This is a genomic window from Microvirga tunisiensis (genome assembly GCF_009296175.1).
GTDB lineage: Bacteria > Pseudomonadota > Alphaproteobacteria > Rhizobiales > Beijerinckiaceae > Microvirga > Microvirga tunisiensis.
Genome location: NZ_VOSK01000177.1, coordinates 1 through 13,441, shown reverse-complemented (window position 1 = coordinate 13,441; position 13,441 = coordinate 1). Strand labels below are relative to the sequence as shown.

At 60.6% G+C, this 13,441-nt stretch carries 14 protein-coding genes and 2 pseudogenes; 6 read left to right on the top strand and 10 right to left on the bottom strand.

Annotated elements, in window-relative coordinates; translation table 11 throughout:
• Window positions 1-1,004: 1,004 nt before the first annotated feature.
• Both FS320_RS50920 and FS320_RS27960 read right to left on the bottom strand, forming a co-directional pair.
• Window positions 1,005-1,229 carry a DUF3563 family protein gene (locus FS320_RS50920; RefSeq protein ID WP_152715478.1) on the bottom strand — a complete coding sequence of 75 codons (225 nt, stop codon included), beginning with the start codon at window positions 1,227-1,229 and terminating at the stop codon, window positions 1,005-1,007.
• A gap of 145 nt (window positions 1,230-1,374) precedes the next feature.
• Window positions 1,375-1,653, bottom strand: coding sequence for a hypothetical protein (locus FS320_RS27960; RefSeq protein ID WP_152715476.1), 279 nt, complete (start codon window positions 1,651-1,653; stop codon window positions 1,375-1,377).
• Between the two features lie 496 nt (window positions 1,654-2,149).
• On the opposite strand from FS320_RS27960, the gene FS320_RS27955 reads away from it, so the two are divergent.
• Entirely contained in the window at window positions 2,150-2,419 is a 270-nt protein-coding gene (locus FS320_RS27955) for a DUF6894 family protein (protein WP_152715474.1), read from the top strand.
• A gap of 1,166 nt (window positions 2,420-3,585) precedes the next feature.
• Here FS320_RS27955 and FS320_RS27950 read toward each other — a convergent pair.
• Window positions 3,586-3,855: a hypothetical protein gene (locus FS320_RS27950; protein ID WP_152715473.1), complete on the bottom strand. Its 270-nt coding sequence runs from the start codon at window positions 3,853-3,855 to the stop codon at window positions 3,586-3,588.
• Between the two features lie 190 nt (window positions 3,856-4,045).
• Window positions 4,046-4,795 (bottom strand): proteasome-type protease, encoded by a 750-nt coding sequence (locus tag FS320_RS27945; protein WP_152715471.1) that lies wholly within the window; start codon window positions 4,793-4,795, stop codon window positions 4,046-4,048.
• Between the two features lie 317 nt (window positions 4,796-5,112).
• On the opposite strand from FS320_RS27945, the gene FS320_RS27940 reads away from it, so the two are divergent.
• The 5 genes from FS320_RS27940 (at window position 5,113) to FS320_RS27920 (ending at window position 7,359) form a co-directional block, all read left to right on the top strand.
• On the top strand, window positions 5,113-5,334 hold the full coding sequence (locus FS320_RS27940) for a hypothetical protein (protein ID WP_152715469.1): 222 nt from the start codon (window positions 5,113-5,115) through the stop codon (window positions 5,332-5,334).
• A 510-nt stretch (window positions 5,335-5,844) separates the two neighbouring features.
• Window positions 5,845-6,039 carry a hypothetical protein gene (locus tag FS320_RS27935; protein ID WP_152715467.1) on the top strand — a complete coding sequence of 65 codons (195 nt, stop codon included), beginning with the start codon at window positions 5,845-5,847 and terminating at the stop codon, window positions 6,037-6,039.
• Between the two features lie 196 nt (window positions 6,040-6,235).
• The gene (locus tag FS320_RS27930; RefSeq protein WP_152715465.1) at window positions 6,236-6,538 is read left to right on the top strand and encodes a helix-turn-helix domain-containing protein; all 303 of its coding nucleotides are present in this window, start codon (window positions 6,236-6,238) and stop codon (window positions 6,536-6,538) included.
• Window positions 6,539-6,636: 98 nt separating this feature from the next.
• Window positions 6,637-6,945 (top strand): hypothetical protein, encoded by a 309-nt coding sequence (locus FS320_RS27925; protein ID WP_152715463.1) that lies wholly within the window; start codon window positions 6,637-6,639, stop codon window positions 6,943-6,945.
• A gap of 141 nt (window positions 6,946-7,086) precedes the next feature.
• Window positions 7,087-7,359, top strand: a complete 273-nt coding sequence (locus FS320_RS27920) for a hypothetical protein (RefSeq protein WP_152715461.1) — start codon at window positions 7,087-7,089, stop codon at window positions 7,357-7,359.
• 60 nt (window positions 7,360-7,419) lie between these two features.
• On the opposite strand, the pseudogene FS320_RS48415 reads toward FS320_RS27920, so the two are convergent.
• The 6 genes and pseudogenes from FS320_RS48415 to FS320_RS48410 form a co-directional block, all read right to left on the bottom strand.
• Window positions 7,420-7,650: pseudogene (locus FS320_RS48415) on the bottom strand (hypothetical protein); the annotation flags it as partial.
• A 78-nt stretch (window positions 7,651-7,728) separates the two neighbouring features.
• Complete coding sequence (locus FS320_RS27910; RefSeq protein ID WP_152715459.1) at window positions 7,729-8,556, bottom strand: uroporphyrinogen-III synthase; 828 nt, start codon at window positions 8,554-8,556, stop codon at window positions 7,729-7,731.
• 2 nt (window positions 8,557-8,558) lie between these two features.
• Window positions 8,559-10,028, bottom strand: a pseudogene (gene cysG / locus FS320_RS27905) (siroheme synthase CysG).
• A gap of 535 nt (window positions 10,029-10,563) precedes the next feature.
• Window positions 10,564-12,300: a bifunctional protein-serine/threonine kinase/phosphatase gene (locus FS320_RS27900; RefSeq protein ID WP_152715457.1), complete on the bottom strand. Its 1,737-nt coding sequence runs from the start codon at window positions 12,298-12,300 to the stop codon at window positions 10,564-10,566.
• Window positions 12,301-12,354: 54 nt separating this feature from the next.
• The gene (locus FS320_RS27895; RefSeq protein WP_152715455.1) at window positions 12,355-13,200 is read right to left on the bottom strand and encodes a formate/nitrite transporter family protein; all 846 of its coding nucleotides are present in this window, start codon (window positions 13,198-13,200) and stop codon (window positions 12,355-12,357) included.
• 66 nt (window positions 13,201-13,266) lie between these two features.
• Window positions 13,267-13,441 (bottom strand): Rieske (2Fe-2S) protein (locus FS320_RS48410; protein WP_483238180.1); only part of this gene is annotated, 175 nt, incomplete at its 5' end.

Sequence of the window (13,441 nt, the reverse complement as noted above, 5' to 3'; positions counted from 1 at the left end):
TGATGGGCGAAAACCAGTTGCCGAAAGTAATCGCGGGTGTCAGATTCCAGGACGGCACCGAGATCGCAACGACGCCAACACACAACGTCGCCTGATCGGCCCCATCACCCAAAATCCAGCATAGGTCTAGCCGACCTTCGGAACATCATCCCCAGGTGGCTCGGATGGTTCAGGCGGCAGCAGGTCCGGCTCCGCGGTGGGCTCAGGCTCCGTCTCGGGAACAGGCGCTGGCCAGTCAGGCTGCGGAGGCACAGGGATGTCGGGCTGCGGCATATCAGGGTAGGGAATATCAGACATGAGCACACCGTCAGAACCATTTCAGGAAGCCGCTGCGGCTCACCAAGTTCCCCCCCCCTGTAACTTTCGCTTTCAGGGTTCAGATAGGAGAGGTTGGACCCCCATGCAGCTCTTCGCCTGCCTCTCTTCACGTGGACATCCCCCGATGCATCAGCTCCGCCGTGGCTGCGGCGAGCGAGCCAGCTGAAAGCGGACAGTGGCTGGAATCCCAGGCGGAATCGCGGACTTAACCGGCGTTAACAAGACCAAGAATGGGTCGTCCTGTAAGCGGAGACGATCAAGCCTCTCGGCTGCCTTGCTTCGCAAGGCATTCAAAACGAGCCGACGATCTTCAGCTTGGTCTTATCCTGCACTCGGGCAGGAGAGTGACCACTTGATCCAGCAGGGGGTTTTCCAAATACCGTCAGTCGGGCATTCATCTGCGCCGCTGCGGCTCGCCCCTGTGGATCAGCTTATGCTCTTGCAAGCTCATGGTGTCGTGTAATCCGTTCTGCCCCTTGCTCACTCCTGATCACGTACAGGAGCATGCCATCCTCTGTGACCGGAAGAACGCGCACCACCTCACACAGACGTCCAGTCCCTTTGACGCGGACAAGCTGGCCAACCACGAAGGCAGATTGCATCACGCTCTCCCCTCCGAACTGGGTCGCGGACATGGCTCCAGCACGAAGACGCCTGGATTGTTAGTAGGTGATTTGATGCATGGGTCAGAGGTGATGAAACGGCCCGCGTCTCTGCCGACCTGGACGGTCGAGTTCCCGGATCCGGAACTCCAGTTCATGGAGGTCTGTGGCTGATGCGAGATGCGCCGCATCGCGCTCTTCATCTGTGGGCTCAAGCTGATGGCGGATCCAACTCAGATGACGCCCGAAGCCCAAAGGCAGAGATGGTCGGCTAATGGAGGCGAGTTTGCAAAGCGTGTACAAGACCATGTCATGGCTCCTCTGATGCGTCTGGAGCCCTCTGACGCTTCCCCTGCAGGCTGCTTGTTTGTGTACGCTCTTTCTTGTGCTCGCGCTGTTGTCCTGACGTCTTGAGCGCTAGCAGACCGGCGTGAAGGTTCCATTATGAGGAGGCTCAGGTGGCGCGTAAACCGCGCCGTTTAACGACCACGATCTCGGGTTGCCGTCCTCGGGCAAGCCCTGGTCGACTCTGCCTGGTCCGAGCCTGCACCATCAGCACGCGACCTCGGACTTCATCTTCCGGCAGGCCGATCAATTCTGCAGCGATGGCAATCTGGTTCTCGACCCGGTCTGTCAGGCCGTGCGCCGCCGCAATCGCCTCATCGAGACCAGGAGGATCATAGCGGGTGCGCCGCAGGCTCCACGCGGCAGGAACGGTTTTCTTGTGACCCATTGTCCCCTCTCCCCTGTGTCTGACAAGCCAACGAGGGAGAACGCGATTTGTGCGATGCACAATTGTCGCAGCCAGTATCAAATGGAATTGCGAGTGTAGGGTGGCAGAGGTGCACCAAGGGTTGCTCGGACGCCCCCCTCTCCCGGCAAAATCGGGAGATCCCTGCAGAATCCAAGAGAGCGTTGCTCACGACTTGTGCGGAAGTATGCGCAAATTGACATGAGAGGCCAAGGAAATGTGGTGGGATCCTTCGCATACACATTGTTTACCATGGCCACGGCAAGATGCGTGTATCGGGCGCGTGGCGTATCAGCCCGAACAGAGGCTCTGGTGCCGTTGGTCAATGGCTCTGGGGTGGTTGGAGGGCTTCCTCTCCGCTGATGCCCTGGCTGAGGGCTTTTAAGACAGCACCTTTGGCCAGGGCGCTTGGACGCGCACCCGGCACGCCAGTTGAAAATCAAGACAGAACAGGGGCTGGCCAACAGGAGAGAGTGCCATGGCGCGGTACTATTTCGATGTCCAGAGCGGAAAGCCGCCCGTGCGCGATGATGAGGGCGCTGAGTTCGACAGCCTCGACGCGGCCGTGCACGCGGCGGCCCGCTCGGCGGCTGAGATCGGGACCAGCCGGCTGGCGAAGCGCGATACCAGCGATGTTGTCATCGAGGTGCGGGATGAGCAGAACCAGCGGGTCTGTACTGTGACCGCATCGATGCGGATCGAGCGACACGGCCCATCCCATCAGGGGCCGCATTCCTGGAGCGCGTAAGTCTCGAGCGGCCCTCATGGAATGCTCTGATGAGGACGTCCATCAAGGAGCTTATCGAACTGGCGCCCGCGGGAGAAGTACGGCAATGGCGGGACGCTTTTGAACCTCGTTTGATTGCTCAATGAGCTTCAATCTGCTTTCCACGATCTGAGATCAAGAGCATTCGGATTCATCGAACATCAGCAGAACAACCTCATCCGCACCAAACCGGTCGTCTGGCAATCATCTGCGGCTGTCAGTGGGCCGCTGATCTCTTCCTGCTGGCGCTCGAAGGAGCCGGGATCCATCCCGAGTTGGTTGATGAGTTGCTCCGACATCATCAGGAAATGATCGCGTTCGGCTTGATTGATCCCCAATTGGATCTGAGGGCCTATGCGACGGGTCGAGTGTCCGCTGCGATCCAGCAGGCTAGAATTCTGGGGAACCTCCCCCGAACAAGGTCTCGGATCAAGCTCCGACTCGATGAGGATGGTGCAATCGACGTTCTTCCGATTGATCAGGGCTGAAACGACGAGCTGCTCGCTCCGATAAGAATGACTCCTGTCAGCAACGGTGCTGAGTGGCAAGGTATCGGCGTGGAATTGCGAGAAGCCTCTTCTGTCTATGCGGCAACAGGCTTGTCCCGTTTGATTGGTGCGAGCTCAGCTTTCATGCACTCCATCACGCTGATAGAATGAGCGCCCGTATTCTCACGGATGACAAAGCACCCAGCAGCAAGCCGAAAGAGCTTGTACGTCACGCGAGGACCTCGACAAAGAGAAGCGCCCCGCGTGAGCAGAGGTGCCGAGTTCCAGAGGGAGAAGACAGCCCCCAGCCCTCCACACTTGGACACATTGAGAATGCCTGAAGTGGTGCGCGGTGGCTGTACCCGGGAAGATACACGGGGGCACATCCCGCGATTGACCAATGCTGACAGTGCCTCGCTCGGAAGCTATATGAGCGAAATGAGATGGATGAGACGGTCGATTATGGGCGCTGTTGGTCAGCTCTCCCATGCACCTTCCTCAGAACGGACCTGACGTATTCCTGGACGAGAGGTGCCGCCAGGCCAAGTTCACGTGCCATCGTGTCGATCCCGGCTCCCTCGCCCAAGTGCCGCAACACGTTGGCTTCCATGCTGGAAAACCGGCAGACCTCCGGATCGGGCAATCTGATGGGGGTTTCTGTCATTCTCGGCCGTCCAGGAGCGCCGACAGTTCCCTGGCATAGGTCTCCCGCCGCTGCAGGTGTCTGGCCTTGAGCATTGCCAGAGTCCGATCTTTCACATTGGTATCGGGCAGAGTTCTGCGAAGGTTCTCGCGCTCCCGCTCGTACTCGTCATCAATCTCCCGCAGAATGGAACGCAAGGATCGCACCAGGGGATGGTCCTCAACAGATGCGGCGGAACCTGCGCTGCTCTGGCTGAGGATCAAACGGCTCTCGGGCTGATCGCTCACCTCCTGCCTCCATGAATGCTGTCCTGCAGATCGGATGGTGGCAGGAATATAGGCGGCTTGTCTGTCGGCAAGACGACACATCAGGCCAGATCATGTCGGCTTGATCGATGTTTCGGCACAAAGCCAAGCGGATGAGCACGATCTGCTTCAGAAAGCAGCGCTGAATCAGGATGTCACCAGCAACCTGCATTCATGACGGCTCCTGTCCATAGGGTGGACGCGGAATGCTCTTGTGGGCGGCGCGTAAGGCAGCCGACCAGCGCTCGCTCAAGTCATGGAAATAGGGCTCGCCTGGCTCGATGCGGTGGAGCACTTCGAAGGCGAACGCATCGCGCCGGGCGATCGCCAGATCAATGGGGAGCCCAACCCCGATGTTCGAGCGCATGGTCGAGTCCATCGAGATCAGGCTGATCTTCAAGGCCTCATACAGGTCCGTGTTGTAGCGAACGGCCCGATCCAGAATAGGCTTGCCGTACTTGTGCTCGCCGATCTGGAGGTAGGGAGCATCGGGTCCGCAGCGGATGAAATTGCCGGCTGAGTAGACGAGGTAGAGCTCCATCGGCCCGCCGGCGATCTGCCCACCGAACAGGAAGGTCACATCGAACCTCAGGTTCGCCTGCTCCAGGGCCGCCTGCTCCAGCGCTCGTACCTGGCGGATGGCCCGACCGATCAACAAGGCTGCCTGAAACAGCGTCGGGACCGTCTGCAGGGTCTCAGGTTCGCCGGTCTCGTCATTGCGCAGCCCCTCCGCCAGAAGTCCGAGGACGGACTGCGACAGGGCCAGATTGCCGGCACTGGCCAGGACCAGGACGCGCTCTCCTGGAACAGCCAGCGTTGTGAGCTTGCGGTAGGTGGAGATGTCGTCAAGGCCCGCATTGGTGCGGGTATCGGCGATCAGCACCAGGCCCTGCTCAACTAGAACACCGACGCAGTACGTCATCGACGGCCCTCATCTGTACCACCAGTGATCAGAGAATGCCGAGCCTGATCCTGTCATGCAACAAGCGTCTGCGCAGTGGGATCAGGCTCTCTCAGAGCTTGTTGAGCGCAAGAAAAACTGCAAGCTAAACTGTACAAGGTTCTTGTGCTCTCGATGTAAGCTCAAGCATTGATGCTGTCGTGAGGGGATCTAAAATGCTTATGCGAGCTGCAAGTTCCAGATGAAAATTTAGGCTTGCTTGTCGGTTGCTTCGGCGCGAAGGTCCGCGGGCGACGCGTCTGCTGCGTTGCAGAGGCGTCACCGATAGGAGAAACGCCATGACGAACCGTCAGCAAGACCAAGGCAACCAAGGCCAGGATCGGAATCAACAAAGCCAGAACAACCAAGGCCGCAACCCACAGGGTTCGGACCAGAAGAACCAAGGCCAATCCCGGGATCAGCAGAACCAGAGCGGCCAGGATCGGAAGCAGCAGGATCAACAGAACCAGGGTCGGAACCCGCAGGGTTCGGACCAGGATCGGGATCAAAACCAGCGCTGATCGCTGGCGGTTAACACAGCACGGCTCTGCCACGCGGGCAATGCATCCCGTTCAGCCTCAACGATCCGACCGGCTCAAGGAGGAACCCGAGCCGGTCGCGATCCCGGCGGAGTTGTGCTCTGCGATAGCGGGGTGACAGCGAGCCGTGCCTGTCCCAAGGTTCGTCAGGTCCATCCGTACCGCCGTGCACCGGGGGGCGACACCGTCTCAGCCCCGCCGAGACAAACACGGCGTGAGCCACAATGAGCGGGAGAACCTCAACCAGACGAAGTTCGCTCCAAGATAAGGCGAGCAGCGGCTGGTCGGGCATGAGAAGCAGCAGCTTGCATAATCGCCGCGCAGGTTCGGTGACAGCTAATCCGGCTTGGTCGAGCGCAGTTTGCCATCCCGGCCTGTAGGATCTCTGGGGACAAGCCCCTTCGCTCCTCCTCCGGGCAAGCGGCGGGTCCTTCCGGGCGTCTAGGCATAGTTCTTGCCTAGCCGAAGGAACTCTCCTGTTCTGAGGCTAGCATGCTGAACTTTCTCCGCCCATGGCTCGAAACCCTGAACGAGGCCGAGCGCGATCTCAGGCGTCAAGGCTACGTTGTCATCTATGGTGGAATGACCTCCGTCATCGTACCGATCGGCGCAAGCGAGCGAACGCCACGGCCACCTGGCAAGCCCCTGTGGCTGTGGGGAGCGGCTCCAGCGGCGTTTGGGCTCTGATCAGACCCCCCTGACCTTTTTTGCTATGCGAGCAATCCGCTGCATCGACGGCAACGCGGACCACTCCATCTGAACACCTCAGCATGCCCTTTGGACACCTTCGTCCTACTTCTATTCTTGCCCAGAAAGCCTTTCATGACGCCTTGGCACCGTTACGCCCGGGTGACGCCTTCGGATCCGCACAGGGATCATCGTGATGTACGAGAGACCCATCATCCCGGCACAGCTGCGCGCCGGACGAGCGCTTCTCGGATTATCTCAGACTGAACTCGCCGGACGCGCATGTCTGCCCCTGCCGACCATCAAGCGAGCTGAGGCAGACGGTAAACTTGGAGCCTCGGTGGCCGCTGTGGCTGCCATCCGGGTTGCTCTGGAGGATCAGGGCGTGATCTTTCTCGAGGCTGCAGGAGGTGAAGGTCCCGGCGTTCGCCTGCGCAGCTTTGGGCCACCTGACGAGGGCCTGAGGCCCAACCAGTTGACGAGCGACAACGATCTCTGACCCAGCGGCTGCCCCACCAGCCGCCGCCAACTGCGCCAGCTCTGTTAGAAGACAGGGAGGTATGTCAATTTGAGCCTCGTCATGCTTGGGAGCTCCTGATGGCCTATCGGGTCCGGTGGCAACTCGTCGGACGGTCCGGGCAGCCGCTGGACGGCGGCTGCGTGGGGGAAGGCTTTTGCGCTTATAACGAAGCAGTGGCGGCAGTGGTTGAGTTCCTGCGGCCTTACCCGGAGGTGAGCCGTTGCCCGGCCGAGAGCTACTGGCTGGCGCGCCGCTCGCATGAGGCTGATCTTGCCGTCTGGATCTGGATTGAGCGCCACGAGAGCGAACGGACCACAGGAGCCGTGAGCCCCTGGCTGCCTCTGGGTTGGGGAGTGGCTCAGGCTTCGATGGCCATGCCCGATTAGCTGGTGTCGGGCTTGTGCTGCCGAACACACGGCGTCGAGGTCGGGTTGGGCCGCTAGGCTCCTTAACCTGGGTCGAACCTTCATCAGGTTCTCTGTTGAGCATTTGTAGGAACTGAACAACGGCAGGAGGGCTCGCAACACATGAAGCTATACCGTCTCAACGTCACTGCGGATGGGGAGCCCACTACGATTTTTGTCCTTGCCGAGGACGTGGACAGCCTTCTTCATGCGTTGGAGTCGCAGGATCACGGTGAAGCCGACGAGGGGAGTCTGTTACCTTACGTCGACGGAGAGAAAAAGCCGCGGGTGATCAGAAGTCTCGAAGAAGTACCAGAGGACTACCTGGACTTCGTCTGCCTGGGTGACAATCCGGAAGAATACACCGTGGCCGAATTCTTCGACACGCAGGAGTAAACCCCGAGTGTGCAGGTCGCCTGGAGAAACCGGCGCCAGAGGCGAACCAGGTATCCCGCATCAGGCCTTTCTGAAGCAGCATCCGCTGCAATATGGCCTGAGGGCGCCGGTGACGCCACCGCCCGGGTGCGTGTCCGAGCCGCACATGTAGAGTCCCGCCAGCGGTGCCCGGGAGTCGGCGTGGCCCAGCATCGGTCGGGCGCTGAAGAGTTGATCGAGCGTTAGAGCGCCATGGAAGATGTCGCCGCCGATCAGCCCGAACCTGCGCTCGAGATTAAGTTGACTCATGATTACTAAAGCAAGAGCGACGGCGTGGAGAGCACCAAGACGCAACTGACGGATGCAGTGTTCAAGTACTGCATAAGAACCTTAGGTGAGAGACGTATGGCTGCCTTCTCCGGCCAGCCTCTTGCCGAGCGCAACGATCATCGGTTTCAGGTGAAAGCTATCCTTTGGCATCGCTCCTACAGGCCAGCCAGCCTCCTCGACGGCTTGTGCGGTGACGGGGCCGATTGCGGCAATGACAATCCGGTGCATAGCCTCACCAAGTGCGGACGCCCTGTTAAATTTCCGCGCGACCTCCTGCAGCCGCCGCACCTGCGCCGTGCTGGTAAACGCGATCAGATCGATGGCTCCCGCCACAAGTTCATCGATCAGATGAACAACCTGCTCATCCTCTTCATCCGAGGCATAGCGGTAGCACAGGATCGGATCCGCCTCGGCGCCGGCTTCGCTTAAGAACCCCGTCAACAGATCCTCGCCTCCCGGATAGAGCAGCACACCAACGCGTTTACCTTCGATGTGAAGGGTGGACATGGTCTTCATCAAACCCGCCGTCGTCGGTTCCTCCGCCATCACATCCGGCACGAGGCCGATGCCGCGCAAGACCTTGGCGGGCTTCGGACCACGCGCGACCTTGAAGGCATTGCTGAGCGCCGAGACCGCCTCCGCTTCGATGCCTTTCCGGCGCGCGAAGGAGAGAAGCCGGGACAATCCCTCTCCCGTATAGAGAACCACGACGTCGTGCCGGCTCTGAATGAGGCGATCGAGCCAAGCATCGACCAGGGTGGAATCCTCCACATCGTGGATCGACACCAGCGGGCAGCGAACCGCGATAGCGCCATGCCGTTCGAGCATGCGCGTGAACAGATCGAGTTCCCGGCTCTCGGGCACGGCGATGCGGCGTCCCTCCAGCATGATCAGGCCGTCGCGTCGAGCATGGGAGGATGTTCAAGCCTTTGGTCATCGGCTCTCGAGGCACGCTTGAACACGCGACCAACGCCGATGATGACCGGCTTTGACGGGTCGCGCCATTCGCTGGCCCAGCCGAGATCCGCAATCGGACCGGCCCAGCGCTCGTCGCCCCGCGACACGTTCGACACCAGCACGGCAGGCAGATTCGGCGAACAACCGGCTGCCATGAGGCGTTCGGCGATGGCACCCGCCGTGCCACCTGCCATGTAGAAAATCGTCGTGGTGTTCGGATCGGCCAGTCCCTGCCAGTCGAGACCGCTCGGAAGCTAACCGGTCTTCGCGCATCCTGTCGCGAAGCGGACCGACTGCGCCATGTCGCGATGGGTGAGCGACACGCCGAGAGCGGATGCCATGGCGATGCCGGCGGTAATGCCCGGCACCACATCGACGGGAACGCCCGCGTTCTCCAGGTGCTCGATCTCCTCTCCGGCGCGGCCAAAGATCATCGGGTCGCCGGATTTCAGCCGCACGACCTGCTTGCCCTGAAGGGCCAGACGGGTCATCAGGTCGTTGATATCCCCTTGAGCACAGGAGGCCCGCCCTCCCCGCTTGCCGACCATGAGGCGCTTCGCCTCGCGGCGGGCGAGCTCCAGCACGTCCTCGGACACGAGATCGTCGAAGAGAATGACATCCGCGGATTGGAGGGCGCGCATGGCTTTGAGCGTCAGCAGTTCCGCGTCGCCGGGCCCGGCGCCGACGAGCGTCACGCGGCCGACCCTCTGGACCGGCTCGGTTGCAATCTGCTCCAGCACGGCCTCCACCGTGCCGCCGAAGCTTTCCGGCGGTCTGCCCTGGAACGCGAGATCGCTGAAACGCTCCCAGAAGGCACGTCGCGCCATGCCGGGCTGCAGATGCTGCTGGACGCGGTCGCGCAGGTGCTTGGCGAAGGCGGCCCAGGAAGCGACGGACGGGTGCAGCAGCGTCTCGATCTTGCGCCGGATCGCCTGGCCGAGGATCGGAGCCGCGCCATCCGTGGAAATGCCGATCACGACAGGAGAACGGTTGACCACCGATCCGAACTGGAAATCGCAGAAGCCGGGCTTGTCGACCACATTGACCGGCACGCCGGCCCAGCGGGCGGCAGCGGCAAAAGCCTCCGCCTCGTCTTCGAGATCGGCTACCGCGAGCGCTGCATCCGTCAGGATATCGGCGGACCAGTTGCGCCGATGCAGAACGAGCATGCCGTCGGCGGCGCCGCGGGCGAGCAACGCCTCCATCTCGGCAGATACGTCCGAGGCGTAGATGTCGACACGGGCTCCTGCGGCCGCGAGCAGCTCCGCCTTCCAGGCCGCGCCGGGCGATCCGCCGACGAGAACCGCGCGCCGGTCCTTCAGGTCGAAGAAGACCGGCAGCTTCGCGAGCCGGCCCAGCCGGCCCGGCTCAGCCTCAGTCGGCTTTCTTAAGGGCTGCAGCATCGATCAACCTCCTGATTTCAACGCGGCAGGAGCCGCAATTCGTGCCGGCGGGATTGTACGACCTAACGCAAGCACAAGAGTGTCGCCTGAAGTGACCATGACCTGCTTGCGCAGGATCCTAGCCGTTCATGCGACGTCGTTGTCGGGTAATGCCAGATGAAAGGCAAAACTGTCCGATCGTCGTTGACCAGACGGTTCATCGGGGCCTTTTGACTTCGTTGTCGAGACCCGCATTGTTACTGGAGGGTAGTCGTTGCCTACTTTTTGCTCAAGGCAATGTTTTGTGCATGAAGATCAGCTTCTGAGCACCACCATGCTCGAGAACTGGTCACCTGCCTCGACCTCAAGATTGCGAACTGGCCAGATAATTCTCACCAGATTGAGAGGCTACACACAGTGCACAACAAACAAGCGTAGTGTTGATGCTATGCACCCTCTCTCGATGATTCATTCAACCTGACTGACGAATGAAGGTTCTGCCAACGCCACTAAGTTGCTGGTTCGCACTCTCGATTATGGTTGCTCTATGATCGGTTTATGAAGAAAGTGCCGAGCGACACAGCAAGACGACGATCGTCAACGCTAGAACTGCCGAGACACATTTCCAGAAGAGGATGGGGTTTCGCTCAGCAAGCGGTGGGCGGGCATTCTTCAGAAGGCCGGGATTGGGATGGCGGAGATCAAAGGTGAATTCTGAGAGTTCCTCATACCGCTTCAGCGGATTGGGATGCACGGCCTTGCGCAATGCGAGGTCCACCCAATCCGGTACCCGCGGGTTGAACTCGGATGCCGGAATATAGCGCAACCGAGCCTGCTGCCTTGGGCTGCGAGTCTTTGCCACTTCAGCACCATAGGGAAGCCGGCCTGTGAGTATCTGGTAGACGATGATGCCGAGTGAGAAGAGGTCAGAGCGTGGAGTGCCTCTCTCCCCCACGAAATACTCCGGAGCCGTATACTGCGCGGTGCCTAGGATATCTTCGCCCACCAATTCCGGAGCGGTCTCGACAACACCGGCAACACGGACTGATCCGAAGTCGATCAGCTTCACCGTGCCGGCTCGGTCGATCATGATGTTCTGTGGCCGCAGGTCCTGATGCAGCATCTCGAGGCGATGGAATGCGCGCAGGCCCTTGGCGATCTGCTCGACTATGTTGCGGACGGTCTCCAAGTCGGGATTCGGGTGGTCAATCATCCACTGGGCAAGCGTCTGGCCGTCGACATGCTCGGCCACGGTATAAAGATAGCTGCGCGTATCGAACTGGGGATGAGCCTTGAGGACATGAGGGCTACTCAGCCGTCGAGCTATCCACTCTTCCATCATAAACCGCTTTCGATAAGCGGCATCGCTGCGAAGGTCGATCGATGGCACCTTCACAACGACCGGGGTGTTGGTCCGCGTGTCGAGAGCAAGATAGACGTGGCTGCGGCTGCTGGAGTGAAGTTCGCGTATGATCCTATAGCCGTCCAGCAGACCGCCAGGCTCCGGAAGCGGTGGCGGGGCAAGCGACATGGCGTCCGCCGTGAACTCCCCGATATCGGCCCCTGGCACGGCATCGATCCGCACGATCTGCACGGTCAGGTTATCCCGGCTGCCCGCCCGCAGTGCTTCTGCCACAATCTGCCGGGCCGCATGATCGAGGTTCTCCGCGTGAGTCTCGAGGGCAGAAGCAACCGTGTTGCCGTCAACATGCTCGTGCACGCCATCACTCGACAGGATAAAGACGTCGCCCACTTGCAGTGACACCGTCTGATAGTCGATCTCTACATGGGAGTTCGCGCCAAGGGCACGCGCCAGATAGCTCTGTTGGGATGAGACGACGATGCGGTGGTCCTCGGTCAGTGCCTCAAGAGCCCGACCAGCCACTCGGCTCACGCGGCAGTCTCCCACATGGAAGATGTGGGCAAGGCGGGCTTTCAACACCATCGCCGTGAAGGTGCAGACATAGCCTCTGTCCACGTCGCTCGCGTCGAGTGTGCGCCGCGTTTGTGCATAGAGCCAGGAATTGGCGGCGCTGATCACACGCTGCGCCGCAGTTTTCACGGACCAGGTGTCGGACGTGCAGTAGTAGTCTGTCAGAAAGGTCTTGATTGCCGACTCCGCCGCAATGCGGCTGACCGAGCTCGTGCTGATCCCGTCGGCGATCGCGATGGCGATACCCTTGAGGGTAAGAGCCGAGCCTTCGGGGATCAGGGCGCCATGGAAGTCCTGATTGGCCTCCTTGTGTCCCCGTTCGGAGTGCTGCCCGATCGTGATCGTCAGTGCGCTCGTCATCGATTCACCAACAGCGGGAGCCTCGCTTGTAGCGAGGCTCTGGTTGCGCTCCGATCACTCAGCGGGGAAGGCAGCTGCACGCAGGCCGAGATCGGCTTTGCGCCTGGCGCCGGTGCGCACATGGGTCGAGTAGAGCGTGAGCCCGACGAAGGCGAGACCGCCGACAAGGTTGCCAATGACAGTCGGGATCTCGTTCCAGATCAGATAGTCCATGACCGAGAAGTGGCCACCGAGCATCAGGCCTGACGGGAAGAGGAACATGTTCACGATCGAATGCTCGAAGCCCATGAAGAAGAACAACATGATTGGCATCCACATGGCGATCACCTTGCCCGACACCGAGGTCGAGATCATCGCACCGACGACGCCGGAGGCCACCATCCAGTTACACAACACCCCTCGGATGAAGAGGGTGAGCATGCCTGCCGCGCCATGGGCTGCGTATCCCACAGTCCGACCCTCGCCAATAGTGCCGATCTTCTGACCAACGGCATCCGGGGCTTGGGAGAAGCCGAAGGTGAAGATGATCGCCATCATGACCGCGACCGTGAAAGCGCCGGCAAAGTTCCCGGCGAACACCAGGCCCCAGTTGCGCAGGATACCATTCACGGTCACACCGGGGCGTCTGTCAATGAGAGCAAGGGGAGTGAGCATGAAGACACCCGTGAGCAAGTCGAAGCCCATCAGGTAGAGCATACAGAAACCCACCGGGAACAGGATTGCACCGGCGAGCGGCTGGCCCGTCTGGACGGTGACGGTGACCGCGAAGGCGGCTGCAAGCGCCAGGATGGCGCCGGCCATATAGGCACGGATGACCGTGTCGCGGGTCGACATGAAGATCTTGGATTCGCCGGCATCGACCATTTTGGTGACGAACTCGGCAGGTGCGAGATAAGCCATAGACGTTCCTTTCTGCGTGTGGAGCAGCCCAACTTCAGTGAAGGGCCGGGACGGTAGTTTTACTGATCAGGCGGCACGCGCCATGAGAGCCGAGGCTGCGAGCAGGATGCGTGAGCCCTCGATCCGCAGCGGGATTTTATGGGTGCAGCCATGGTCGGCCCCCTGCGCCTCACCGGTTTTCAGGCTGATCACCCAGTTGTGCAGCGGACAGGTCACGGAATGGCCGTGCACGATCCCCTGG

Excerpts from the sequence above, each read along its gene's own strand:
- FS320_RS50920 (WP_152715478.1), bottom strand. The coding sequence starts at position 1,229 with ATGGTCTTGTACACGCTTTGCAAACTCGCCTCCATTAGCCGACCATCT.
- FS320_RS27960 (WP_152715476.1), bottom strand. The coding sequence starts at position 1,653 with ATGGGTCACAAGAAAACCGTTCCTGCCGCGTGGAGCCTGCGGCGCACC.
- FS320_RS27955 (WP_152715474.1), top strand. The coding sequence starts at position 2,150 with ATGGCGCGGTACTATTTCGATGTCCAGAGCGGAAAGCCGCCCGTGCGC.
- FS320_RS27945 (WP_152715471.1), bottom strand. The coding sequence starts at position 4,795 with ATGACGTACTGCGTCGGTGTTCTAGTTGAGCAGGGCCTGGTGCTGATC.
- FS320_RS27940 (WP_152715469.1), top strand. The coding sequence starts at position 5,113 with ATGACGAACCGTCAGCAAGACCAAGGCAACCAAGGCCAGGATCGGAAT.
- FS320_RS27935 (WP_152715467.1), top strand. The coding sequence starts at position 5,845 with ATGCTGAACTTTCTCCGCCCATGGCTCGAAACCCTGAACGAGGCCGAG.
- FS320_RS27930 (WP_152715465.1), top strand. The coding sequence starts at position 6,236 with ATGTACGAGAGACCCATCATCCCGGCACAGCTGCGCGCCGGACGAGCG.
- FS320_RS27925 (WP_152715463.1), top strand. The coding sequence starts at position 6,637 with ATGGCCTATCGGGTCCGGTGGCAACTCGTCGGACGGTCCGGGCAGCCG.
- FS320_RS27920 (WP_152715461.1), top strand. The coding sequence starts at position 7,087 with ATGAAGCTATACCGTCTCAACGTCACTGCGGATGGGGAGCCCACTACG.
- FS320_RS27910 (WP_152715459.1), bottom strand. The coding sequence starts at position 8,556 with ATGCTGGAGGGACGCCGCATCGCCGTGCCCGAGAGCCGGGAACTCGAT.
- FS320_RS27900 (WP_152715457.1), bottom strand. The coding sequence starts at position 12,300 with ATGACGAGCGCACTGACGATCACGATCGGGCAGCACTCCGAACGGGGA.
- FS320_RS27895 (WP_152715455.1), bottom strand. The coding sequence starts at position 13,200 with ATGGCTTATCTCGCACCTGCCGAGTTCGTCACCAAAATGGTCGATGCC.